Annotated in this window: 26 protein-coding genes; 9 read left to right on the forward strand and 17 right to left on the reverse strand. The window is 37.2% G+C overall.

Going from position 1 to position 22,901, the window contains the following annotated elements; genetic code table 11:
• The first annotated feature begins 5 nt into the window (after positions 1-5).
• Positions 6-626: a class I SAM-dependent methyltransferase gene (locus C9E89_RS02710; protein WP_107006936.1), complete on the forward strand. Its 621-nt coding sequence runs from the start codon at positions 6-8 to the stop codon at positions 624-626.
• Positions 627-650: 24 nt separating this feature from the next.
• On the opposite strand, the gene C9E89_RS02715 is transcribed toward C9E89_RS02710, so the two are convergent.
• A complete protein-coding gene (locus tag C9E89_RS02715) occupies positions 651-1,121 on the reverse strand; it encodes a Holliday junction resolvase-like protein (RefSeq protein ID WP_107006903.1) in 471 nt (156 codons plus the stop codon).
• Positions 1,122-1,252: 131 nt separating this feature from the next.
• Between C9E89_RS02715 and C9E89_RS02720 the strand changes: the two genes are divergently transcribed.
• From C9E89_RS02720 to C9E89_RS02735, 4 genes are all read left to right on the forward strand, one after another.
• Positions 1,253-1,897: a ParA family protein gene (locus C9E89_RS02720; RefSeq protein WP_107006904.1), complete on the forward strand. Its 645-nt coding sequence runs from the start codon at positions 1,253-1,255 to the stop codon at positions 1,895-1,897.
• 105 nt (positions 1,898-2,002) lie between these two features.
• On the forward strand, positions 2,003-3,124 hold the full coding sequence (locus C9E89_RS02725; protein ID WP_107006905.1) for an AI-2E family transporter: 1,122 nt from the start codon (positions 2,003-2,005) through the stop codon (positions 3,122-3,124).
• 112 nt (positions 3,125-3,236) lie between these two features.
• The gene (gene sodC / locus C9E89_RS02730; protein ID WP_107006906.1) at positions 3,237-3,794 is read left to right on the forward strand and encodes a superoxide dismutase family protein; all 558 of its coding nucleotides are present in this window, start codon (positions 3,237-3,239) and stop codon (positions 3,792-3,794) included.
• Positions 3,795-4,035: 241 nt separating this feature from the next.
• Positions 4,036-4,320, forward strand: a complete 285-nt coding sequence (locus C9E89_RS02735; protein ID WP_107006907.1) for a DUF3817 domain-containing protein — start codon at positions 4,036-4,038, stop codon at positions 4,318-4,320.
• A 126-nt stretch (positions 4,321-4,446) separates the two neighbouring features.
• Here C9E89_RS02735 and craA read toward each other — a convergent pair whose 3' ends face one another.
• From craA to C9E89_RS02750, 3 genes are all read right to left on the reverse strand, one after another.
• The gene (gene craA, locus C9E89_RS02740) at positions 4,447-5,676 is read right to left on the reverse strand and encodes a chloramphenicol efflux MFS transporter CraA (RefSeq protein WP_107006937.1); all 1,230 of its coding nucleotides are present in this window, start codon (positions 5,674-5,676) and stop codon (positions 4,447-4,449) included.
• Positions 5,677-6,016: 340 nt separating this feature from the next.
• Positions 6,017-6,895 (reverse strand): pirin family protein, encoded by an 879-nt coding sequence (locus C9E89_RS02745; protein WP_107006938.1) that lies wholly within the window; start codon positions 6,893-6,895, stop codon positions 6,017-6,019.
• Positions 6,896-6,933: 38 nt separating this feature from the next.
• On the reverse strand, positions 6,934-7,698 hold the full coding sequence (locus tag C9E89_RS02750) for a nucleotidyltransferase domain-containing protein (RefSeq protein WP_107006939.1): 765 nt from the start codon (positions 7,696-7,698) through the stop codon (positions 6,934-6,936).
• Between the two features lie 229 nt (positions 7,699-7,927).
• Between C9E89_RS02750 and C9E89_RS02755 the strand changes: the two genes are divergently transcribed.
• Positions 7,928-9,223 carry a tetratricopeptide repeat protein gene (locus C9E89_RS02755; RefSeq protein ID WP_171405058.1) on the forward strand — a complete coding sequence of 432 codons (1,296 nt, stop codon included), beginning with the start codon at positions 7,928-7,930 and terminating at the stop codon, positions 9,221-9,223.
• Positions 9,224-9,274: 51 nt separating this feature from the next.
• Here the strand turns inward: C9E89_RS02755 and C9E89_RS02760 are convergent, their stop codons facing one another.
• Positions 9,275-9,649: a hypothetical protein gene (locus C9E89_RS02760; RefSeq protein ID WP_107006909.1), complete on the reverse strand. Its 375-nt coding sequence runs from the start codon at positions 9,647-9,649 to the stop codon at positions 9,275-9,277.
• Positions 9,650-9,786: 137 nt separating this feature from the next.
• The gene (locus C9E89_RS02765) at positions 9,787-11,196 is read right to left on the reverse strand and encodes an FAD-binding oxidoreductase (protein WP_107006910.1); all 1,410 of its coding nucleotides are present in this window, start codon (positions 11,194-11,196) and stop codon (positions 9,787-9,789) included.
• A gap of 350 nt (positions 11,197-11,546) precedes the next feature.
• Here C9E89_RS02765 and serA point away from each other — a divergent pair, with 350 nt between their 5' ends.
• Positions 11,547-12,779, forward strand: coding sequence for a phosphoglycerate dehydrogenase (gene serA / locus C9E89_RS02770; protein ID WP_107006911.1), 1,233 nt, complete (start codon positions 11,547-11,549; stop codon positions 12,777-12,779).
• Between the two features lie 98 nt (positions 12,780-12,877).
• Positions 12,878-13,768, forward strand: coding sequence for an EamA family transporter (locus C9E89_RS02775; protein WP_107006912.1), 891 nt, complete (start codon positions 12,878-12,880; stop codon positions 13,766-13,768).
• A 1-nt stretch (position 13,769) separates the two neighbouring features.
• On the opposite strand, the gene C9E89_RS02780 is transcribed toward C9E89_RS02775, so the two are convergent.
• Both C9E89_RS02780 and C9E89_RS02785 read right to left on the reverse strand, forming a co-directional pair.
• Positions 13,770-14,483 (reverse strand): metallophosphoesterase, encoded by a 714-nt coding sequence (locus C9E89_RS02780; protein ID WP_107006913.1) that lies wholly within the window; start codon positions 14,481-14,483, stop codon positions 13,770-13,772.
• On the reverse strand, positions 14,476-15,936 hold the full coding sequence (locus tag C9E89_RS02785; RefSeq protein WP_107006914.1) for a tetratricopeptide repeat protein: 1,461 nt from the start codon (positions 15,934-15,936) through the stop codon (positions 14,476-14,478). Before C9E89_RS02785 ends, C9E89_RS02780 begins: the two co-directional genes overlap by 8 nt.
• Positions 15,937-16,098: 162 nt before the next feature.
• Between C9E89_RS02785 and C9E89_RS02790 the strand changes: the two genes are divergently transcribed.
• On the forward strand, positions 16,099-16,968 hold the full coding sequence (locus C9E89_RS02790) for an EamA family transporter (protein WP_107006915.1): 870 nt from the start codon (positions 16,099-16,101) through the stop codon (positions 16,966-16,968).
• Between the two features lie 55 nt (positions 16,969-17,023).
• On the opposite strand, the gene C9E89_RS02795 is transcribed toward C9E89_RS02790, so the two are convergent.
• The 9 genes from C9E89_RS02795 to C9E89_RS02835 form a co-directional block, all read right to left on the reverse strand.
• Positions 17,024-17,482 (reverse strand): hemerythrin domain-containing protein, encoded by a 459-nt coding sequence (locus C9E89_RS02795; RefSeq protein WP_107006916.1) that lies wholly within the window; start codon positions 17,480-17,482, stop codon positions 17,024-17,026.
• Positions 17,483-17,634: 152 nt separating this feature from the next.
• Positions 17,635-18,402, reverse strand: a complete 768-nt coding sequence (locus C9E89_RS02800) for a sulfite exporter TauE/SafE family protein (protein ID WP_107006917.1) — start codon at positions 18,400-18,402, stop codon at positions 17,635-17,637.
• A 24-nt stretch (positions 18,403-18,426) separates the two neighbouring features.
• Positions 18,427-19,332, reverse strand: coding sequence for a tRNA pseudouridine(55) synthase TruB (gene truB, locus C9E89_RS02805; protein WP_107006918.1), 906 nt, complete (start codon positions 19,330-19,332; stop codon positions 18,427-18,429).
• 327 nt (positions 19,333-19,659) lie between these two features.
• Positions 19,660-20,031 (reverse strand): 50S ribosomal protein L19, encoded by a 372-nt coding sequence (gene rplS, locus C9E89_RS02810; protein ID WP_107006919.1) that lies wholly within the window; start codon positions 20,029-20,031, stop codon positions 19,660-19,662.
• A 172-nt stretch (positions 20,032-20,203) separates the two neighbouring features.
• Positions 20,204-20,953 (reverse strand): tRNA (guanosine(37)-N1)-methyltransferase TrmD, encoded by a 750-nt coding sequence (gene trmD / locus C9E89_RS02815; protein ID WP_107006920.1) that lies wholly within the window; start codon positions 20,951-20,953, stop codon positions 20,204-20,206.
• Positions 20,954-20,995: 42 nt separating this feature from the next.
• Positions 20,996-21,544 carry a ribosome maturation factor RimM gene (rimM, locus tag C9E89_RS02820; protein ID WP_107006921.1) on the reverse strand — a complete coding sequence of 183 codons (549 nt, stop codon included), beginning with the start codon at positions 21,542-21,544 and terminating at the stop codon, positions 20,996-20,998.
• 28 nt (positions 21,545-21,572) lie between these two features.
• Complete coding sequence (gene rpsP, locus C9E89_RS02825; protein ID WP_107006922.1) at positions 21,573-21,830, reverse strand: 30S ribosomal protein S16; 258 nt, start codon at positions 21,828-21,830, stop codon at positions 21,573-21,575.
• A 147-nt stretch (positions 21,831-21,977) separates the two neighbouring features.
• On the reverse strand, positions 21,978-22,448 hold the full coding sequence (locus C9E89_RS02830) for a type IV pilin protein (RefSeq protein WP_107006923.1): 471 nt from the start codon (positions 22,446-22,448) through the stop codon (positions 21,978-21,980).
• The gene (locus tag C9E89_RS02835; RefSeq protein ID WP_107006924.1) at positions 22,442-22,897 is read right to left on the reverse strand and encodes a type IV pilin protein; all 456 of its coding nucleotides are present in this window, start codon (positions 22,895-22,897) and stop codon (positions 22,442-22,444) included. Before C9E89_RS02835 ends, C9E89_RS02830 begins: the two co-directional genes overlap by 7 nt.
• Positions 22,898-22,901: the final 4 nt, after the last annotated feature.

Consider the following 22,901-nt stretch of genomic DNA (forward strand, 5'->3'; position numbering starts at 1 on the left):
AAGCGATGATTTATAAATTTTATCAACAACGGATTTTTCCACATTTACTCAATAAAGTCATGCAAACACCAAGCATGATGGATGCACGTGCTGAATTACTCAGGAAAGTCAAAGGACAGGTCTTAGAAATAGGTTTTGGGACAGGTTTAAATTTACCTTTTTATCAGGTAGAGCAATTAATTGCTTTAGAACCCAATGCTGATCTTTACCAATTAGCTCAAAAAAATGTCTTAGATGCCCCCTTTAATGTGCAACATATTCAAGCAAGTGCAGAAAAACTACCTTTTGCTGATCATTCTATTGATCAAATTGTAAGTACATGGACTTTGTGCAGTATTGCAAATTTACAACAAGCCTTAGCTGAAATTTATCGTGTTCTTAAACCTGAAGGGACTTTTCATTTGGTTGAACATGTTCAATATCACGACCATCCAACACTAAAAAAGTTGCAAAATATTTTAACACCTATGCAAAAAGTGATTGCTGATGGTTGTCATCTCAATCGTAATATTGAACTTGATTTGTCCAATGCAAATTTTAAATTTATAGAAAAATATTATTTTGATGCAGATGAGCTACCTAAAGTTGGATGCCGTATGTTGATGGCACGAGTACAAAAAGTCTGAGTTTCATCTGCTTAGCTTCGCCGTTTATATGTCCTCAAAATCAATACGAATGGTTTCAAAACGAACTCGTCCTTCACGAATCGCCTGTGCAATCGCTTGTTGCCCTTTGGTCAAGCGAGCACCTCCACTTTTTATGTCCACCAATATCACTTCAATATTATCAGCATGCCCTTCACCATCTCTGAACTCGCTATAGCCATTAAAAATGACATAATCGACAGGATCACCCAAAAACTTTGCATCACTTGGTAAATAGTGAAATTCGGGCATAATCGGAGCAAGTTGTTCTGCCATTTTTCCCTTTAAAACAGCACGACTGGTATTTACACTTCGTTTTTTTGCCATTGCTAAAGCTTGCTGGTGTTCTAACTCTAACTCAGCGATATAACGCTCATACTCCGCTTTGATTTTGCCATTTCGCGTATTTGATAACACTACAGTTGTTATCACAACACCTAGACAGACACCTATTAACATGGCGACCCACAATGACATGATCAAACTCTACTTTTTTGCTGTTTTTCCAATGTAAACAACTCTAAGACTTTTGTCATGTGTAACCTACTGTCTAAAAAATAATGCTAAGCTAGTGAAAGGACGGGCTTGGATGAATCAAATTAAAAATCATGAAAACAATTCTCATCGCAAATCAAAAAGGTGGTTGTGGAAAAACGATTACAGCTATTACATTAGCTTCAGCATTAGCCCAAAAAGGTTATAGTGTGGCACTTGCAGATGCAGACAATCAGAAATCTGCTTTACAGTGGTTAAAACACCGTCCAAGTGATGCCAATGAAATTCAAAGCTTAGACTGGCGACATGAAAAATCCATTGGTGATACACCTAAAAATGTTGAATATTTAATTATTGATGCACCAGGCGCATTAACAGGTGCTCATGCAGAACAATTGATCAGCGAATGTCATGCTATTGTGACACCTTTACAGCCTTCTTTTTTTGACATTGACAGTACCAAACGTTTTTTAAAACACATCCAAGAAATTAAACGTATACGTAAAGGTAAAGTAGAGATTCTACTTGTCGCAAATCGCGTAAAAGCAAATAGTTCAAGTGCTAAAGATATTCAACAATTTTTTGAAAAAATTGAGCAACAACCCTTGGCTTGGATTTCCGAACGCAGCGCTTATGGGCAACTGGCAATGCAAGGCTTGTCTATTTTTGATAAAAATCAAAAGAATTTTCTACAAATTCAAACGCAGTGGCAACCACTTCTGGATGCTTTAATTGATGATCCGAGCGATTGGTTCTAAGTCAGTTTTTCAAAAAATAATAACTGGCAATGTATTTAACATTGCCTGAACCTATTTTTCAGTTAATATTAACTGAACGATAATTAATTAAACTTCGAGAAATTAGTGTCAGATTTCACTTTCACCTTGCAGCGTATTTTATTATTTGGCTTATTATTTATCCTGATTTTTTTGGGATTTGATATTATCAAATACTTCATTGTCCCTGTGCTTTGGGCGTGCATTATCGCCTATATGACATGGCCTTTGTATAAGCGTATCTTAAGAACATGTGGTGAACATCGACCGACATTAAGTGCCTCGATCATGATCATGCTTGTCGTACTTGTGATTGGCATCCCCTTAGTCTTTGCTATTTTCATTTTACAGCATGAAGGGCGTAATCTCTATTTTGACCTCCATCGTCAGTTGGCTTCTGGGCATTTAACAGTTCCTGACTTTTTACGTCAACTCCCGATTATTGGTAAAGAATTTTCTCGTATCATTGAGGAAATTAATTCAAATCCAACCAATCTCTCACAAAATATTGGCGTTTGGATTCAAGGGCATTTAAATTATGGCAAGTTTGTTTTAAGTGAAATTTCTAAAAACTTAGTCAAACTCTGCTTTGCAATTATGTCATTGTTCTTTTTTTATCGAGATGGGCAAACGATTTTACAGCAGGTCAGTAAAGCTTTAGAAATGGTGATTGGTCCACGTGTACATCATTATTTAGAAACGATTTCTGAAACCACACGTGCCGTTGTGTATGGTGTGGGTTTAACGGCTGTTGCACAATCCTTACTTGCTGGTGTGAGTTATTTTGTTGCTGGCGCACCCAATCCTATGGTGTTAACACTGATTACGTTCTTGATGGCATTAATTCCATTTGGTCCGCCTTTGGCTTATGGTGCTGTGTCACTGTGGCTATTTTCAAAAGGTATGACAATTGAGGCGATTGGTGTCATGGCATGGGGCGTATGTGTGGTCAGTACAGCAGATAATGTCATTCGTCCCTTGGTGATTTCTGGCGCAACTAAAATTCCATTCTTACTCATTATGTTTGGTGTTTTAGGTGGTTTAGCAAGTTTTGGTTTAGTTGGTTTATTTATTGGTCCTGTCATTTTAGCCATTTTATTGGCGATTTGGCGTGAGTGGTTACATGAAACCAGTGTTGCCGAACAAATGCCTAAAGCAACTTTAGCATACGATATAGAAGAAAATGATGATGTCATTTCACCAAAATAAATGACATCAATTTAATAAATTTTTACATTCAAATACTTATTCATTACTGTACAAACTTCTGTACTTTGTTTGAATACCCCAAGACATAACAAAACTTAGGATATTTCATCATATGCATGCTTTTTCTATTTTTAAACTTTCAGCGCTAACTGCATTTATTACGCTGACTACGGTTGCCTGTACCACGACAAGCTCTCAAAATACAGCAAAAACAGCACAGAAAACTGTTGCAGTACATGCTGTTACTGCTGAAGGAGTCGGTGAGAAAATTGGTTCTATTCAATTACAAGACAGCAGTAAAGGTTTAGAAATTAGCACTGATCTTCAACAGCTTCCTTCAGGCTTTCATGGTTTTCATATTCATGAAAAAGGCTCATGTGAACCTGCTGAAAAAGATGGAAAAATGGGAGCTGCTTTAGCGGCTGGTGGGCATTTTAACCCAACACAAGCAGCAGGTCATGGCACACCTAATGATGGTCATTTAGGCGACTTACCTGTGCTCAATGTAGACACTGACGGCAGTGCGAAAACAACGGTTTATGCTCCTCGTTTAAAACTTGCAGATGTACAAGGCTTAGCCATTATGATCCATGCAGGTGGAGATAACTACTCAGACCAACCTAAGCCTTTAGGCGGTGGCGGTGAACGTATTGCTTGTGGTGTGATCTAATACCGCAGTTTATATTTTTTAAATATTAGGGTGAGCAAAGTATAAATATTAATATTATTGCTCACACTTTCACCCAAATAGTGAAGAAAATCTATTTTTAGTTACGTTTAAAAACCGAGTACGTAGCTTGGTTTAATTTTCAATAAATTCAACAATTTAAAATAACTATAATGCATATTTAATTTGCTTTAATCATCAAATTGTTTACACTCAAACTATTATATTCAATACAGTATCTACGATGAATTTTAAAACTTTAAGACTAGTTGGCTTACTCGAAGGTATTTCATTTTTATTGTTACTGTTCATTGCAATGCCGATGAAATATATGTTTGATAATCCTATTTTGGTAAAGTATGTTGGCATGGGACATGGTGTACTTTTCATCCTATTTTTATTGGTTTTATTTATTGTTTGTGAAAAAGAAAAGCTTTCTTTAAAAGTATTTTTAATGGGATTGGTTGCTTCAATTTTACCGTTTGGACCTTTTGTCTTTGATTATAAACTGAAGAAATTAGCGCAATAACATCATTTTTTCTTTGATTTTTTGTATAACAATAGCCCTAAAATCTTTCTTATAAACATCCCTCCTCAGAGGAGGGATGAGAGAAGTACTTTTAAAAGCCCTCTCCCTAAGAAATAAAATAATTATTTAAAACTCACCTTTTGCCTGACGCTGTTGCATGATTTCTTTTAATAATTTACGGGGAATCGTAAACCATAAAGCGATCAAGGTAAAACATGCCAAAGCATATGCCCATAAATGAAAATGTTCATACATGATGCGAATAATCTCAATCACAAAGAAAAAGATAAACATCATTAACACTGAAACTGCCGCAGCAACCGTTCCTTTAGACACATCGGACGCCATCAATGCAAAACGGTAAAGTACTGAAAAGCTGATCCCCTCACCAAAGCTGACCAAGGTCATACCTAAAATGACGCAGTAGAGAAAATATTCACGCCAAATCACTCCCAGTAAGATGATTGCAGTTCCTAACAGCATCAGCGGTAAGCCCATTAAAACGGTTTTACCTAAGGCTAAACGGTCAATCATTTTAATCAGGACAATATTACCCACAATTAAACCGCCCAAAACAGGAAACTGTGCCAAGCCATATTGCATACTACTGAGTCCTAATTCCTCAACCAACATGACAGGTGAAAGTGCAATCCATAACATCAATGGCATCGCCACCATAGGCAAACCTAAAGTCATGCCAATAAAGGTTCTATTTTTCAGGACTTTTTTATAATCATCCCAAATATAACGCAAAGGCTGCTTAGGAATACTCACTTTAGACTCAGGCATTTTGGCTTTTAAACCAAACCAACTCAAACATGCAAAAAAGGCAATCCCAATAAAACCCCAGTGCCAAGACACATGGTCAATGAGAAAAGCCCCTAAAACAGGTCCAATTAAAGGTGCTAGCAAAGAGATATTTGCCATGAGAGCCATGACTTTAATCGCATCACGCTCTTCAAAGGTTTCTTGAATTGCGGCATAACCCACTGCTGCAATGACAGATAAACCAAAACCCTGTAAAAAGCGTAAGGCTAAAAAGCTTTCAATATGATGTGTGAATAAGATGAGTAAACAGGTCATCACAAAGAAAATTACGCCTGCCAAAAGGACTTTTTTACGTCCTAAACGGTCTGATAAGGGACCCAATAACCATGCGACACAGGCACCACCCAATAAATAAAAAGACATGGATGAAGGCGCCCAAGAGCTACTAACACCAAACTCTTTAGTAATCGCTAACATCGCAGGTTGTACTAAATCATTACCAATATAGACTGAAAATTCGAACAAAACTAACGCCAATGGAAACATGAATGTTGCACGGCTCAAAGTCGTCATCTGCTCTTTTTGCATTACATTTTGTGCATTATTTTGCATTGTTTTCTACATATCATAATGGCTTGCAGGTCTACGCTTATTTTTCAGTAAATAAACGTCAGCCCAATGACAAGCACTGAGAATTTAAAATAAATTTAGATTTGCTTTAATCAAGCGAGATCAACACCGTATTCACAAGGTGTCTAAATCAGGTAAAAATAGAAAATAAAATAGAGTGAGATAGATCTGCGTCAATGTTCACTTGAGTCCTACAGACTCACGTTGAAACAGGGTACAACCAAACGCAGAATGCTGAGTGTAACACAGGCTTTTTTTGAGTGAAAGTTATCCATTTGTTATGAATGTAACGTATTGACTACTGCTGAATAAATCTCCCATTTTTCAGGTCGTCATAAGCCTGTAAAATTTCTGTGTAAGTATTCATCACAAAAAAACCTTTGGCATTGATCGGTTCATTCAGTGGTGCAGCACTGAGCAATAAAAATTTGCTGTCACGCAAAGCAGTTACCTGAACCTGCTCACCATGACTCGACATGACTGCAAGTGCCTGATCTTCCAAAATATCATCATTCAATGCCTCATCTTCTTCCTGAAATTGTAGTCGCCCTGTTCTGAGAAAAATTAAAGTGCTATCACCCACTTTGGCAGGAAATGTCGCTGTTTGTCCTGCTTTTAAATCTATATCTAAAACCATGATAGGCGTATGGGTTTTGGCAATACCATGTTGCCCTGCATATTCACCTGCAATGATGCGTACTCTGCCTGCATCATGTTCAAGTTGTACCACAGGAATATCGGCTTGTTTCAAACTCTGATAACGGGCAGGATTCAATTTATCTTTGGCAGGTAAGTTGACCCACAGTTGCACAATTTCAAATGCACCGCCTTGTTTGGAAAAAGCTTCACTAAACAATTCTTTATGAATCACGCCTGAGGCTGCGGTCATCCATTGCACATCCCCCTCTGCAATGATGCCACCGCCACCAGTCGAGTCACGATGTTCAAGTTCTCCCCGAAACATCAAGGTTACGGTTTCAAAACCACGATGCGGATGTTCTGTAACCCCTTTGCGTAAATGTGTCGGTTTTAAATAACTCGGTCCTAAATGGTCTAGCAATAAAAAAGGTGAAACGGTATTGCCCAATTCATGGTGAGAAAAAATAGTTTTAACAGGATGAAAATCTCCAACCGAAAATATCGTGTCATTACGGTGGATAAAAGCGAGTGTTTTCATCATGTTATTTTCCTTTTTTAATTGATTTTTTTAAAGCATCAACCATAAAAATGTTGTTTGAGATGAAAGCTATATTCGGTTAAATATTGCTGAAGTTGTGCCACGTCATTGGTTGGCTCAATTGCACGCAAATTTAAAGCTTCAATTTTATCATTTAACAATTTTAAAATCTCTGCCTGTTCAGGTGCAGAAACCTGAGCTTTTTCTTTCTGCTGTTTTTTAATTTCCAGGTAATCTTCTGCCCAATGGCGCAGTGGATCATTTTCATCAATTTGGGCAAATAAGTTGGTGATCAGGAGTTCAGGCATGATTTCCTGCGTTGCAAGTTCGGCAGACATTAGACCCCGAATTGAGTAAAACACTTTTTTGTAGGTAAAATTATCTGCTGTTTGCATCACATGCATACCGCCTTTGGCAAGCGATAAATAATGATAATACAATGCCTTATAATCTATACGCTCCAGCAATCCATCTCTGAATTTTTCCCATTCAGGAAATTGGTTAAAGTAAATAATATGCGCACGTACCCATTCCAAAACAGTGGGATTACTTTTAGCAAGTAGACCAAACATTTTATTGAGATCGAAAGAAACAAAGTCAAAATCACCGTCCATGATTTCGATTAAATCACGATGCTTTCGATAGTCGTAATACTGGGCTTTGCTCGGTAAGTGAAAACCACGTACATCATAGTCACTGTCAGGACTTGCCATGCCCCACAAACGGCTGCCACTTTCAATATAAAACAGCGGATGTTCGTCTCGGTTTTGGAATAGATTTTGGATTTCTTGTTGGATGTTCATTGTTTTCACGTTTGAGGTCGTTCTACAGGTTTTATATCATTAATTTTGGCAATATCAGGATTTTTTTCACATCTTTAAAAAATTATATTTTTCAGACATTTAAAACTTACTCAATTTAACACAGTTGGAAAGTAATTTTTGCTATAAATACTTCACGAAATTCAATCATATATTTTAACTAAAAATGAAAAAATCACTTCTTACACTCAGTCTTTGTAGCGCTGTTTTCATGTCTGTTGCACCATTACAAAATGTATTTGCGACTAAAAGCCCAAACATACAACGCACCATAAAACATAACACGCCCTCGCCTGTACAACACACCCCGATCTTTGCTGAATTTCACCAACTTAATGGCATCAATTCATTTAACCAAATCTTATGGGAAGACTACTTAACTGACCCTGAAAACGATCAATCACTTTCTCGTATGTTTGCAGAACAAATTAAAAATAACTTGCCACAAATTGAAGCAAGTTCAAACATGAGTGAGGAAGAAAAACAGAAATATCGCGACATGGCAAACATTCGTGAACCTGATGAAAATGACATTAATATCTATAAAAAATTGCTTGAAGCTCAAAAATACGATTTGGGAGAAGGCGTAAAAAAAGACCAAAGCAAGGCGAATGATTTAATTCTTGAAGCTGTTGATTTAGGCAGTTTTGATGCTATGGAACTGATTGGTATTCGTGTCATGCATCAGATTGGTTATACGCAACTTCAAGAACAAGGTATTGATCTACTTTCTCTTTTTGCTGACAATCCTAGTAATGCCGACAGTATAGGCGCATATTGGGCATACGTTGCATATAGCTATGCTTACGGTGTTGGGCGACCTGAAAATCAAGAAAAGGCGCTGCAATATTGGAAAAAAGCCAATCATTTATATTCGATGCAAATTGACCCGACAGGTTTTATTGCCTACATGATGGGAAAAATGATTGAAGATAAAAATATGAATAATCAACCGATTGAAGATGCGATGCAATATTATAAAATGTCTGCTAATAAAGATAATATTGCAGCACAACAAGCGGTTTTAAAACTATTAAATAGCAATAAAAAATTTGAAGACTTAACCTATGAACCTGAGTTATTTATGGCAGAACATAAAGCTGCAAAAAAAGAAAAAGATGCTTTCTATACACTCTCAGAACTGTATGCACAAAAAGAGTGGAAAATTTATGACCCTAAAAAATCTATTGCCTATCTAAACCAAGCCATTGCACTTGGACATGATCGGGCATTACTAGATTTAGCACGTTATTATGAACAAGGCTATTTAGTAAAAGCAGACCCTGCCAAAGCCGCAGAACTTTATAAAAAATCACTACAACAAGGCAACCCAACTGCGGGCATTTTGCTTGTGAACTTATATGAAAATGGCAGTAAAGCTTTTAAAGCCGATGCCAAACAAGCCAAAATTTGGCGAGCTAAAGCGACAGCATTGTACAAAGAACTGGGTTATGGTGATGTTTTACCAAAAGCAGATGAAATACGTTTATTCAATCGTATGTACTAAATTTAACTTACGAGATCGCTCATCTCGTAAGTCCACTAAACGACAATGAAATTAAGAGCATAACTGTGTTTGAAATTCTCTCGAATTACCACGTCTACATTGATAAGTCTTCTTAGTTTCTTGTAGTTTCCATGTATTTTCTACACGTTTAAAAATATAATCAGTACGAATCGCATTCACAGAATCATCCAATAAATTTGAGTCAATTACTGCGATTTGTGCTGCTGTTGGATTTTCTACACGGTTAAATACTTGACGAACAGACATACTATTTTGATTTTTCAGAATCGATGGTTGAGCTTTTATCACCTGTTGCATAGGTGTATCTGAACCACCAAAACTTACTTTACCGGTTAACTTTTCAGTTGTTGCACAACCTGTCAATGCTGCAAAACACAGTGCAGAAATAGAAAATAAACGAATCATTTTATTAGTCCAAAACAAAGAGATAAGCCTATGATGCAATAACTTAGCTCATGATGCTGTTTTAAAACTGTGATTTTGCATTATTTAACAATAAAAAACGCTCCCGAAAGAGCGTTTTTTTATATCAATTTAAATGATTAAAGATCAAATAATTTACCCGGATTCATAATACCGTTTGGATCGAATACTTTTTTCAAGGCTTTCATGTATTCGATTTCTTCAGCAGTACGGGTGTAGTCTAAATATGGCTTTTTGGTCATGCCTACGCCATGTTCAGCTGAAATTGAACCGTCATATTTTTTCACAGTTTCAAACACATACTTGTTTACAACCTGACATTTTGCAAAGAATTCATCTTTACTTAAATCCGCAGGTTTTAAAATATTTAAGTGTAAGTTACCGTCGCCAATATGACCGAACCAGCAAATTTCAAAGTCAGGATAGTTTTCTTCCACAATTGCATCAATTTCTTTAATAAATGCAGGAACATGTGTAATGAGTACAGAAATATCATTTTTATATGGAATAAATGGCGCGATAGATTCTGAAATATCTTCACGTAAACGCCATAAATTATGAACTTGCTCAAGGCTTTGGCTCATTACACCGTCAAGTACCCAGCCTTGTTCCATACAATGCTCGAAGATTTCCATCGCAGCATCCATGATAGGCTCATATGGTGCTTCAAACTCAAGCAAAACATAGAATGGACATTGTGTTTCAAATGGACGTTGTACATGACCATTATCTAACACTTTTTGCATTGCCAATTCACCAAAGAATTCAAATGCAGTAAGGTCAATTTTCTTTTGGAATGCATGTAACACAGGCATAATGGCATCAAAATCAGGCACACCAAGGACTAAAACTTGTAAATCATGTGGTTGACGCTCAAGCTTAATTTCTGCTTCAGTCACTAAACCTAAAGTCCCCTCACCGCCGATAAATAAATGTTGCATCGCATAACCAGTCGCATTTTTAATCATGCCTTTGTTTAAGCGAATTACATCCCCTTTACCCGTCACTACAGTTAAGCCTAAAACCCAGTTACGTGTCATGCCATATTTAATGACTTTAATCCCGCCTGCATTGGTTCCGATATTACCACCGATTTGCGATGAACCTGCCGAAGCAAAATCGACTGGATAATACATGCCTTGTTCTTCAGCATAATTTTGTAATTGTTCAGTCACCACGCCTGCCTGAACACGTACCATACGATCTGCTGGGAAAAATTCTAAAATCTGGTTCATTTTGTCAAAGCTGACAACAATTTCACCATTTGCAGCAACAGCACCTGCAGATAAACCTGTACGACCACCTGACGGCGTTACTGCGACATTAAATTGATTGGCAATTTTAACAATGGCTTGTACTTGCTCAGTGCTCGATGGAAAAACGATGACCGATGGATTTGGATCAAAATGTTTAGTGTGATCACGCCCCCAGTTTTGGAGACTGTCGTTATCGGTTTTTATGCGGTTTTCACCGACAATTTCAGTTAATTGGGTCAATAACTCAGGTGTTAAAGCGACTGGAGCGTTCATCGTTTGCAGACCTAGCAGAAGTAAACAAGTAGAAAATGTCTGGCAGATATTCTATCGTGATAGGCACAATATTGTATATTTTCCAGACAACGGTAAGATCGAAAGCGATATATGGATATCAGCAATTCTTACAGGACAACATTATAAGCCATTTTTGCCTAAAACCTGTAGAAATTAGCATTTTGATCAGGTCACTTTTAAAATTACACAGTTAAATAGACCATAAATGACAGATTTTGACTCATATTTCGCCGAAATACCCACAATCATCGTCATAAAGGAAATGTAAATCAGGCTGCGTCCTATGTTATTATATCGCCACTAAATTTGGCCTTTGTAGCGGAGCCGTAATGAGCCAACATCTTTCACTGCCTAAAGATAAAATTCGTTTCTTGTTGTTAGAAGGCGTTCATCAAAACGCAATCGACACACTAAATGCTGCCGGATACACCAACATCGACTATCGTAAAACTGCGCTTGAGGGTGAAGCGTTGAAAGAAGCGATTAAAGATGCTCACTTTATTGGGATTCGTTCGCGCACTCAACTGACTGAAGAAGTTTTTGAAGCTGCGAATAAACTGATTGCTGTGGGTTGTTTCTGTATTGGTACAAACCAAGTGAATTTAAATGCTGCGATGATTCGTGGTATCCCTGTTTTCAACGCACCATATTCAAATACACGTTCAGTTGCTGAACTTGTACTTGCTGAAGCGATTCTTTTGCTTCGCCGTGTACCTGAAAAATCAACAGATACACATGCTGGTGGCTGGAATAAATCAGCAGTAGGTTCATTTGAAACTCGTGGTAAAACTTTAGGTATCGTGGGTTACGGCTCAATTGGTTCTCAACTTTCTGTACTTGCAGAAAGCATGGGTATGCACGTCATTTATTATGATGCCGTGACTAAATTACCATTGGGTAATGCACGTCAAGTTGGTTCTATGGATGAATTACTTGCGACTGCTGATGTCGTATCTATTCATGTACCAGATGTACCTTCTACACGCAACTTCATGACCAAAGAACAGTTTGCAAAAATGAAGGAAGGTTCTATTTTCATTAATGCTGCACGTGGTACATGTGTCGTTATTGAAGATCTAGCTGATGCGCTTAAATCAGGTCATATCGCAGGTGCTGCGGTTGACGTATTCCCGAAAGAACCTAAAGCGAATGGTGAAGAATTTGTTTCTGCACTGCGTAACTTACCTAACGTGATTTTAACACCGCACGTTGGTGGTTCAACCATGGAAGCACAAGCAAACATTGGTTTAGAAGTTGCTGAGAAATTTGTTGCTTATTCTGATAAAGGTATGACTTTATCTGCTGTGAATTTCCCTGAAATCGCACTTCCATTGACTGAAGGTAAACACCGTTTACTTCACATTCATAAAAACGTACCGGGTGTACTTTCTAAAATCAACAACCTATTCGCTGAACATGGCATTAACATCTCTGGTCAATCTTTAATGACTAAAGGTGATGTTGGTTATTTAGTGATGGATGTTGATGCAACTGCATCTCAAGAAGCATTAGATACACTTCATGAAGTTGAAGGTACAATTCGCGTTCGCGTATTGTTCTAAGTTTCAACGGATATAAAAACCACAGGCTTTGGTCTGTGGTTTTTTATTGCTTTACTTTTATGTGCTTCATGCTCAAATAAGAGACAATCCTTGCTTTCATGCTGAATTTTAAAAATAAGCCTTATTTACATGCGTTGATCTTACTTTTTATTGCCATGATCAGTATGCAAAGTAGTGGCTCACTTGCCAAAATTTTATTTGATCAGTTTCCTATACTTACCGTTTCCGCTATGCGGTTATTATTAGGTTCTGTCATTTTGGCAGTTATTTTTAGAATTTGGCGTATGAATATAAAAGACGTTCATTGGTCTGCGCTCATCAGCTATGGTCTAGCTCTTGCAGGTATGAATGCCTTATTCTATTTATCGATCGAAAGACTTCCGCTCGGTATTGCGGTCTCTTTTGAATTTATTGGTCCCTTGAGTGTTGCACTGTTTTATGCACGACAAAAATTTGATTTTATTTGGATTATTTTCGCCATTTTAGGCTTAATTTTACTCTTTCCTTTTGATCAAACTGCACAAAGCTTAGACCCAATCGGAATTATTTTTGCTTTAGGCGCAGGTTGTTGCTGGGCAATGTATATCATTTTTGGGCAAAAACCCTCTGGTATTTCTGGAAATCATACTGTTTGTCTAGGTATGTTTATTGGCATGTGTTTTTTAATGCCTATCGCGCTCTTTTCAGGTTTACCATTACATAGCTTTCAACCTGAAAATTTAATACTTTTCACGGTATTAGCAATTTTAGCAAGCGCATTACCCTTTAGTTTAGAAATGGTCGCTTTACGCCGTTTAAGTCCTTTTGCTTTTGGCACACTCACCAGTTTAGAGCCTGCTATTGCTGCTCTTTCAGGTTTTATTTTTTTACATGAGCAATTATTATGGACACAATGGCTCGCATTGGCTGTCATTATTGGTGCTTCTATAGGTTGTACTTATACCACCCAACAAGCAAAAAAAGAGGTTGAAGCCAAACTTAAAAAATGAGTCATTTTATAACATTTAACTGCTGCTCTATGGCTAGATTTTTATCAATTTCTAACACCGTCAGTTGAGCACCAAAAACTGCTCCTGTATCAATAAAATAGCAATTATGTCGTTTGGTCACTAAATCAACTACGGTATGCCCTAAAAAAACATAATCAATCCCAGTGATCACATCAAATTTTTTTCTAGCTGAATTACGAATACGTGAACGTCCCCATAAAATAATTTCACGTGATTGATGGTCATTGATCTGGGCTTTAAAAGTATTCCAATCATGATGCTCAATATCACCATGCACAAAACCGTAGTTTAAACCTTGATATTGTACTTCCAACACCAACGGCAAGGTTTGGCATTGTTGAATGACTTTGTGTTGTTCTGCTAGTGGAAGTTCATAAAACCATTCGCCACCATGTTGAGCATGCAAGTCAGCCATTCCCACATCATGCTGACCCAACATACACATCTCTTCATGGTTGCCTAAAATTGATTTAAACCAAGGCTCTTTCGTTAAGTTTAAACACTTTAAACTTTCAGCCCCACGATCAACCAAATCCCCTACAGCAATCAATAGGTCTTGTTGAAAGTTGAAGTTAACGCGTTGAAGCTCTTGCATCAACGCATCATAACAACCATGTAGATCTCCCACCACAAACAAACGTCCTTGTTCATAGTGGTAATATTCGACTCTATTGATGTCTAAAGGTTTAGCCATATAGCTCTATCGCACATGCTTCGATATGTTGATTCTGCTTAGCTAAATCTAAATATTTAACAGCATTCTTTTTATTTTTACGAATACCTAAGCCCTGTGAGTAAGCTTGATATAATTCAAAATAAGCATCTACATCGCCACGCTCAGCAGCTTGCGTAAGTAACACAACACGCTGTTTTGGATCAGCTTCAACACCTTGACCATTTCCATACATTTGAGCCAATAAATAATAAGCCCATGCTGAATCAGCATCTTTTGCCAAATCTAGCCATTGTAAAGCCTGTCCAAATTGCTCTTTTTGTTGCTCATGAACAGCCATACATAGCATCGCTTGTACATGTCGATTATTGGCTGCGGCTTGTAACAATGCTAAATGTTGGGGATGCTCCACAGCAATAAGCATAGCTAACTCAAACTGTGCATCTGCATTATTATTTTGTGCAGCTCGCTCTAACCACTGTACACCATGTTCAAAATTTTTCTCTGTACCAATACCCGTTCTTAAACACTGTGCATAAGAATATTGTGCAGGAATATAGTGATTTAGAGCTGCATATTCAAAAAATTTAAAAGCTTGTTGTTTAAGTTCTTGTTGCTTAGCACCTTCTTTCATCTCATCTGCTTTACGCAAGTTTTGTGCAGCAGCCCAATAAGATGCATCAATATGACCAAGTTGTGCGGCTTTAATTAAAAACTCATGTACAACATCTGGATCGCTTTTTGGATTTTTTTCTTCCATTAAAGCACGGACATAACAACCATAAGGGTTATTTTGTTCTTGTGATTTTTGTGCGTAGTGAAAGGCTTTTTTATCATTGCCTTGTTGAAAATATTGAAATGCAAGCAATGCACTTGCATAGCTATCATGTTGTGCAATTTCTTCTAACTTTTGATTTACTACGTTTTGATCAAATGCAGAATGTTCAATACAAGTTTTTAAACTATTTTCATGCTGATTTTGTTGGTAATTATGCATGAGTAAATTTAAAGCAGCTTCAGGATTATTTTCTAAAATATGCAATGCTGAAGCATAAATAGCCTCAGGATGATTTAAATCAACTGATTTTTTTAAGTAATCTAAACCTTGTTCATTACTAATCGTCGAACTTAAACCTTTTAAACCAATATATGCTAACTCGACCATTGCTAAAGCATCGCCTAATTTTTCTGCATGTTTAAAAAATAAAATTGCTGACTCAATATCTTTAGGCACATAATGCCCAATTAAATGCCATTGACCTAGACACGTACTTGCAGCAGCAAAATTTTCATTTGATGCATGAATTAACAGATCAACACGACGCTGAGCCTCTTGATTCGTTTGTGCTATACCTTTTTTCTCTAAATCTACAACATATTGATAGTCTTGTGCTACTTCATCACCATCATCAACAATCGACATTGATTTTAAATTTTCTTGCACTACTTTTTTGTTTATTTTAGTTTCTGACATCTTCTATACCTATAAATTAAATAAAACCCTAAAACCATATAATATTGTGGGGGTAATTATATCAAACAATATAAAAGAATGTATGCATAGATCATAAAGATTACCGCCCATTTTGAAACAATAAAATGCTAGAATTGGTTGATATTTACTCTCGATTGCACCATGCAAAATACTCAACTACTTGCTGTTTTTTATATGATTATGTCGATGGTGTCATATCAAATCAGCGCCTCATTTGCCAAACAACTTTTTCAGGTTTTAGACCCTTTAACCGTCGTTACACTACGTTTATGCTTTGCCTCTATTTTAATTTTTTTCATGTTTCGTTCATGGAAAATTATTCATCGTTTAGGACATTTACAATGGAAAAATCTACTATTTTATAGCGCTTCCGTTTGTCTGATGAATGTTTTGTTTTATGCATCTTTAGGAAAATTACCTCAAGGCATTGCTGTTGGTTTAGAGTTTTTAGGACCACTTACACTTGCCCTACTCTCAATAAAACGCAAAAGTGATTACATTTGGGTCGGTTTAGCGATTTTAGGCATCGCACTCATGGTGCCATGGCAAGATGCAACTCAACATAATTTTTCTTATTTAGGCGCAGCATTTGCGCTTGGTGCAGGAGTTTGCTGGGCAACTTATATTTATTTTGGACAAAAAGTTATACGACAAAATATTGGGATGCATGCCTTAACCATCGCTATTGCTTTATCTGCTCTAGTGATGTTGCCTATTAGCGCAGTCCACAACCCTGAAGCGCTGATGCAAACTCAATATTGGGGTAAAGCACTCATTATTGCCTTATTAGCTACAGCGATTCCTTATGCACTTGATTTACTTGCGCTCAAGCATCTTAGCAAATTAAGTTATGGTACTTTATCAAGTTTATCACCTGCTTTAGCTGCGGTTGCTGGTATGGTCTTACTCAAAGAACATATCAGTATTTGGCAAAGTATTGCTTTATTATGCATTATGGTGGCTTCTGTAGGCGTCACCTTAAAAGCAAAACAAGACGCTATTTCATCATAAACATCATCGTCCTAATGCATTAAAAAAGGAGCTGAAAGTTCAGCTCCTCGATCTTTTAAGTTAAATGATCCTTATCTTTGGCTTTATATTTTGCATACTCCACTAAATATTGCTGCGCCAAACTACGCTTTTCGACATCATTCAAAATTTTACCAGCCTGTTGAAAAAAGCCATGTTCTTCCTCTTTTAAATGATGATGTACAAGCTCCGATAATTTTTTTGCAAGCACTAACCAATGCGGATGACTCATTGGCATTTCAGTTAACTTTTCTAATAACTCATCCATTTGATGATGCTCTGCCAAAGCATGACGACTAATATTAAGTCCTGAATCAGTCATCATTAAAGGTAAATACAAATAACGATCCTCGCCAACGGCATGAGCAAATAATTCATTCTTCAATAACTCAAATAAGGTCTGCCGCTCTACATTTTCACCAGATGTTTGTATGAGTTTTTCAGCCAGTTCTCTTTGAATTTCATGACTTTCTCTTAATGCTTCAAATATATTCATTGCAACGAACCTCAATAATTTTCGGTTTTAAACAAAAAAATAATTTCTAGATTTCAGTGAACTTAAACATCTTTTATCATAGAAAATAAAAAGAGCTGACTGTGTCAGCTCTTGCAATGATTTGTATAAAAAGCTTTAGTTATGTAAGTCGGTTAAGCAATAAACATTTGATATGCTAAACGACAAATTAAAATACTCACTAAAATTAAAAATAAAATACGTATAAAACCACTGCCATATTTTAATGCCATTTTTACACCGACCACAGAACCTGCAACATTTGCAACTGCCATCATCAAACCCAGTTGAAATAGCACATGTCCAGTGGGAACAAAAAAGCTCAAAGCTGCAAAATTCGTCATGAAATTACCAATTTTAGACAAAGCAGAAGCATGTAAAAAATCAACTTTTAAATAGCGAATAAAATAGAAAATAAAAAAACTACCTGTACCTGGTCCAAAAATACCGTCATAAAATCCGATTAATAAACCACCCACACCTGCAAGAATTAAAATTTTACGAGTCACTTCTTGCTGAATATGCACTTGTCCAAATTGCTTTTTAACCAAGGTATAAATAGCAATGACGATCAGCATAAACAGCACAAAAGGTCGTAAAATTTCTTGTGGAATCAAAGAAACACAAGCTGCACCACCAAAAGAACTAATAAAAGCAGTGATACCAATAACAGCCAATAATTTCCATTGAATTTTAACTTGGCGCAAATATGAAAAAGCTGCTGAAGCTGTACCACAAATTGAAGCTAACTTATTCGTTCCAAAAACAGTTGCCGTTGGATAATGAGGCAATGCACCCATTAAAGCAGGAATTTGAATTAACCCGCCACCACCTACAGCCGCATCAATTGCACCTGCACAAAATGCAAAAAACACCAAGCTGAGTATAAGATCAAGTTCCATCACTTATCCTTTAAATCTTGTGTATTACAAATTTAAAACCCGTTTTGGTACTAGACGCTTTCGATCAGTAATCTCAGCGAGACCTAGACATTTTTCACCATCAAAAACAACAACTTGCTCCTCTGCACAATGATCTATATTGCTTTCCATTCCTCGGCTAAAATATTCTGACCGACCTTCTGGAACTTGTATTTTTGGAAAATAATCAATTGAAGCATATACAGGAAGTAATAATTGTTCTCTTTGTTGTTCAGTTAAACTTTCTAAATATTCAATGGTATAACTTGGATTCAGCTCAAAATGCCCTGTCTGAATACGATGTAAATACGTCAAATGACCATATGTTCCTAAAGCTTTAGCAATATCTTCACCTAAAACACGAATATACGTTCCTTTAGAACTGGTGATGTCCAAGGTCAAACTATTTTCAGTAAAAGACAACAACTGAATATCATAGATATGAATTGGGCGTGCTTCACGTTCGATTTCTATTCCTTTACGTGCCAACTCATATAAAGGACGTCCTTCTTTTTTTAAAGCCGAGTACATTGGAGGAATTTGCTGAATATCTCCTATAAATTGCGTCAATACCTTTTCAATCAAAGCCTCATCCAACTTTGGTACAGCTTTTTCTAACAGTACATCACCCTCAACATCACCTGTTGTTGTACTCTGCCCCAAATGAATAGTTGTTTGATAACGCTTTGTTGAGTCTAATAAAAAATGAGAAAATTTAGTCGCCTCGCCCAAACAAATAGGCAATAAACCAGAAGCCAATGGATCTAACGCGCCAGTATGTCCACCCTTTTCTGCACGAAATAACCAGCGAACCCGTTGCAAGGCAGCATTAGAACTAATACCTAACGGTTTATTCAATAAAAAAATGCCACTGATATGACGACGTTGAATTTTTGGCGATTTTACAGACATAGTAAGGAGATCAAAACAATGTATGACTATTCTAACAAATCCATTTATCTATTTTTATAAATTTGCGCTTTAGAAATTAAAATTTCATCTTTAACTTTTAGCCCATGATAAAATTAAAAATTAATTATCAATAAATCAATTATTTAGTCTTAAAAATCCTACTATTTTGCCATAAAGAATCAAGAAAACACTGCACCAAATAAATGACACATTGGTCTAAAGTCAGCTTATACAGAAGAAACCTATATTTTATCTAATTCAACTTACTTAAAGATATAAATAAAAAAATGCGCCATAAGGCGCACTTTTTTAGTCACGTAAAACGTATTATTTCGCTTTACGAGCTGGTAATTTTTCACGAATACGTGCAGCTTTACCAGACAATTCACGTAGGTAGTAAAGTTTAGCACGACGAACGTCACCACGACGTTTCACTTCGATACCAGCAACAATTGGTGAATGAGTTTGGAAAACACGTTCAACACCAACACCGCTAGAAATTTTACGTACTGTGAACGCAGAGTTCAAACCACGGTTTTTCTTCGCGATTACAACACCTTCAAATGCTTGAAGACGCTCACGGTCGCCCTCTTTTACTTTTACTTGGACAATTACAGTGTCACCTGGTGCAAAAGCTGGGATGTCTTGTTTAAGCTGTGCATTTTCAACAGCTTGTACTAAAGGATGCTTACCGCTCATGGGGTATCTCCGATATATGTGGGTCAGAAGAGGTCTGAATTCCACTGGGTATAGAGGCTAAAGCGCATAGACCCGATTATCTTTCTCTTTAAGATTGACCACTTCAATGCTTAAAAAGCCTATTAATGACTCTCAGTAAAATACTTAGAGTAAATCTGCTTAGACAAATGAATTAACTCTTTTGTCCTTGCAAATCTTTTAGCCATTTTTTTTGCTGCTTGGTCAATGTGACTTGCTCAACCAATTCTGGTCGACGTTCAAGTGTACGTTGATAGCGCTGCAAAAACCGCCATTTCTCAATATTTGCATGATGCCCAGATTTAAGTACCTCAGGCACATCCAAACCTTCAAAATGATCTGGCTTGGTATATTGTGGGCAGTCTAAAAGACCATCCACAAATGAATCTTGCACATGAGATTGTTCATCAGACATGGCACCCGGAAGTCTCCGAATAATACTGTCCAATAAAACCATCGCAGGGAGTTCACCACCTGATAAAACGTAATCCCCAATTGACCATTCCTGATCAACATATTGCTGGATCAAACGCTCATCGACGCCTTCATAACGCCCACAAAGCACAATCAATCCATCATAATCAATAAATTGTTGTACTGCTGGTTCATCTAAAGTTTTTCCTTGTGGTGACATATACACTACAGGAACGTTCACTGCCCCTGCTTGTGTTGCAAGTTCTTTGGCACGATTGATTGCTTTGCTTAAAGGCTCAGCCATCATCACCATGCCTGGACCACCACCAAATGGACGTTCATCCACTCTTTTGTAGTTACCCTCAGCAAATTCACGTGGATTGATGCAATGAATATGCACAATTTCGTTTTTCGCTGCGCGCCCGCTAATACCGTAGGCTGTAATCGCTTCAAACATTTCAGGAAAAAGCGTAATGACTGCAAAAAACATCGCAGACTCCTCTATTTTCCTGCTGCGTTTATCCTATTCGGATTAATAATCTACGCCCCAATTCACGTAAATACGACCAGCTTCTAGATCAACGCGTTGTACCACATCTTTATGCCATGGAATCATTCGCTCTTCACCATCAATGCTTGCAGCAGTTGCGCGAACCACCATTACATCATTGGCACCTGTTTCAAACAGTTCATGGATTTGACCGAGATTAACTTCTTGTTCTTCATCATCTAGACCTAACACGGTTAAGCCTTTTAAATCAGTCCAATAATACTCGTCCACGCCTGCTTGAGGCAGTTGCGATTTAGAGATCCAAACATTTGCGCCAACTAAATTATCTGCTGCGGTACGATCACTCACACCTTTTAGCGAAACAACTAAGCCTTTGCCATGTGGTTTCCAACGTTTTACATCGACAATTTGCCAGCCTGCTTTGGTTTCAATGTACCAAGGCAGGTAGTCAAAAATGTTGCTCATCGGTTCTGTATTGGAATAGACCCAGAGCCACCCATTTAATCCATATGCTGAACGTAACTGTCCAATCTGAATACGATCTTCGGGAACATTCTGTGTTGGTGTCATGGGCAATCTACTACTTAATTTTCAAAAATTATGCAGTAACTGCAGCTTTCTTAGCTTGAGTAGCTAAAGAAGCAACACGTTCAGAAGGTTGCGCACCTTGTGAAACCCAATGAGCAAAACGGTCAGCATCTAAACGAAGTTTTTCTGCTTTACCTTGAGCTGTAGGGTTAAAGAAACCAATACGTTCGATGAAACGACCATCACGTGCATTACGGCTATCAGTCACAATAATTTGATAGAATGGACGTTTTTTAGCACCACCGCGTGCAAGACGAATAACAACCATGATAGAACCTTATAGTTTTTACGGATTATCCTTATACCGACCATCGATATAACTCAAACCCCTTTCATAGAGGGCAGTATTTTACGTTATCTTTGCAATGAATGAAAGATCAAATTTTTTAGTTATCCACAATTTTGAATTTAAGTTTTATTTACCATCCCAATTTGTGGCAGCAGATGGTGTACAGGCTGTTCCTGTTTTATCACTACCTTTTGTCCAACAACGTTCAGCACGATGATTTAATACTAAATGCCCATCTGCAAATTGTGTAGTTGAAGCTATTGGTGTTGCAATTAATGTCCAAGTTGTAGGTGTTACTCCTATGATTTGTAGATCATACAACGCTTCTCCTTGCCTAGGAATCTTAGCTGAATGATTTAACTCGGCTAAAGTCAAAGGTGTTTCCACATCGTTAATCAAAGGTGCATAAGAAAAATTTGCTATTTTAAAACGCTGAATCTGAGTCGCTAATTCTAGCATTTCAGATTGAGCCTCTACTCTATGCGTTTTTTTGACATACTCTTGATATGATGGATAAGCTATAGTTGCTAAAACACCTACAATCGCAACAACAATCATGAGCTCAATCAGTGTAAAACCTTTGCGATTACTTACCATTCTTCACCTCCTACACTTTTATCACCACATGAAACCTTTGTGACATCTATAAGATTTCCCGCTTTATTTTTACAACGTATGCCTGTACTCGACATAAGAAAGTTATCACTTTTCGTATCTTCTGCGAGTGCTGTGATGACCCAAGATTGATGTCCTACACCTGTAGCAACAGAGAGGTTATACCTTATAGCACTTCCTGTTGCGCCTTTTGGTGAAACCTCCATCTCCACTGGCAATACAAAACCTTGATAGTTAAAGTTTCTTGTCTTATATCGATCTAAAGCAATTGCGATTTGTTGCAATTGGTCTTGAACCTGAGCTGCCTGAGCTCGCCGTGCATATTCTTGATATGATGGGATTGCGATCGCAGCAAAAATTGCAACGATCACCACCACAACCATCACTTCAATAAGCGTAAAACCATTTTGAAATGAGCTATTTTTTTTCATATTT

Source organism: Acinetobacter sichuanensis (assembly GCF_003024515.2).
Classification (GTDB): domain Bacteria; phylum Pseudomonadota; class Gammaproteobacteria; order Pseudomonadales; family Moraxellaceae; genus Acinetobacter; species Acinetobacter sichuanensis.

Coding starts and splice junctions, on each gene's coding strand:
- C9E89_RS02710 (WP_107006936.1), top strand. CDS start 6: ATGATTTATAAATTTTATCAACAACGGATTTTTCCACATTTACTCAAT.
- C9E89_RS02715 (WP_107006903.1), bottom strand. CDS start 1,121: ATGTCATTGTGGGTCGCCATGTTAATAGGTGTCTGTCTAGGTGTTGTG.
- C9E89_RS02720 (WP_107006904.1), top strand. CDS start 1,253: ATGAAAACAATTCTCATCGCAAATCAAAAAGGTGGTTGTGGAAAAACG.
- sodC (WP_107006906.1), top strand. CDS start 3,237: ATGCATGCTTTTTCTATTTTTAAACTTTCAGCGCTAACTGCATTTATT.
- C9E89_RS02735 (WP_107006907.1), top strand. CDS start 4,036: ATGAATTTTAAAACTTTAAGACTAGTTGGCTTACTCGAAGGTATTTCA.
- craA (WP_107006937.1), bottom strand. CDS start 5,676: ATGCAAAAAGAGCAGATGACGACTTTGAGCCGTGCAACATTCATGTTT.
- C9E89_RS02745 (WP_107006938.1), bottom strand. CDS start 6,895: ATGAAAACACTCGCTTTTATCCACCGTAATGACACGATATTTTCGGTT.
- C9E89_RS02750 (WP_107006939.1), bottom strand. CDS start 7,698: ATGAACATCCAACAAGAAATCCAAAATCTATTCCAAAACCGAGACGAA.
- C9E89_RS02755 (WP_171405058.1), top strand. CDS start 7,928: ATGTCTGTTGCACCATTACAAAATGTATTTGCGACTAAAAGCCCAAAC.
- C9E89_RS02760 (WP_107006909.1), bottom strand. CDS start 9,649: ATGATTCGTTTATTTTCTATTTCTGCACTGTGTTTTGCAGCATTGACA.
- C9E89_RS02765 (WP_107006910.1), bottom strand. CDS start 11,196: ATGAACGCTCCAGTCGCTTTAACACCTGAGTTATTGACCCAATTAACT.
- serA (WP_107006911.1), top strand. CDS start 11,547: ATGAGCCAACATCTTTCACTGCCTAAAGATAAAATTCGTTTCTTGTTG.
- C9E89_RS02775 (WP_107006912.1), top strand. CDS start 12,878: ATGCTGAATTTTAAAAATAAGCCTTATTTACATGCGTTGATCTTACTT.
- C9E89_RS02780 (WP_107006913.1), bottom strand. CDS start 14,483: ATGGCTAAACCTTTAGACATCAATAGAGTCGAATATTACCACTATGAA.
- C9E89_RS02785 (WP_107006914.1), bottom strand. CDS start 15,936: ATGTCAGAAACTAAAATAAACAAAAAAGTAGTGCAAGAAAATTTAAAA.
- C9E89_RS02790 (WP_107006915.1), top strand. CDS start 16,099: ATGCAAAATACTCAACTACTTGCTGTTTTTTATATGATTATGTCGATG.
- C9E89_RS02795 (WP_107006916.1), bottom strand. CDS start 17,482: ATGAATATATTTGAAGCATTAAGAGAAAGTCATGAAATTCAAAGAGAA.
- C9E89_RS02800 (WP_107006917.1), bottom strand. CDS start 18,402: ATGGAACTTGATCTTATACTCAGCTTGGTGTTTTTTGCATTTTGTGCA.
- truB (WP_107006918.1), bottom strand. CDS start 19,332: ATGTCTGTAAAATCGCCAAAAATTCAACGTCGTCATATCAGTGGCATT.
- rplS (WP_107006919.1), bottom strand. CDS start 20,031: ATGAGCGGTAAGCATCCTTTAGTACAAGCTGTTGAAAATGCACAGCTT.
- trmD (WP_107006920.1), bottom strand. CDS start 20,953: ATGTTTTTTGCAGTCATTACGCTTTTTCCTGAAATGTTTGAAGCGATT.
- rimM (WP_107006921.1), bottom strand. CDS start 21,544: ATGACACCAACACAGAATGTTCCCGAAGATCGTATTCAGATTGGACAG.
- rpsP (WP_107006922.1), bottom strand. CDS start 21,830: ATGGTTGTTATTCGTCTTGCACGCGGTGGTGCTAAAAAACGTCCATTC.
- C9E89_RS02830 (WP_107006923.1), bottom strand. CDS start 22,448: ATGGTAAGTAATCGCAAAGGTTTTACACTGATTGAGCTCATGATTGTT.
- C9E89_RS02835 (WP_107006924.1), bottom strand. CDS start 22,897: ATGAAAAAAAATAGCTCATTTCAAAATGGTTTTACGCTTATTGAAGTG.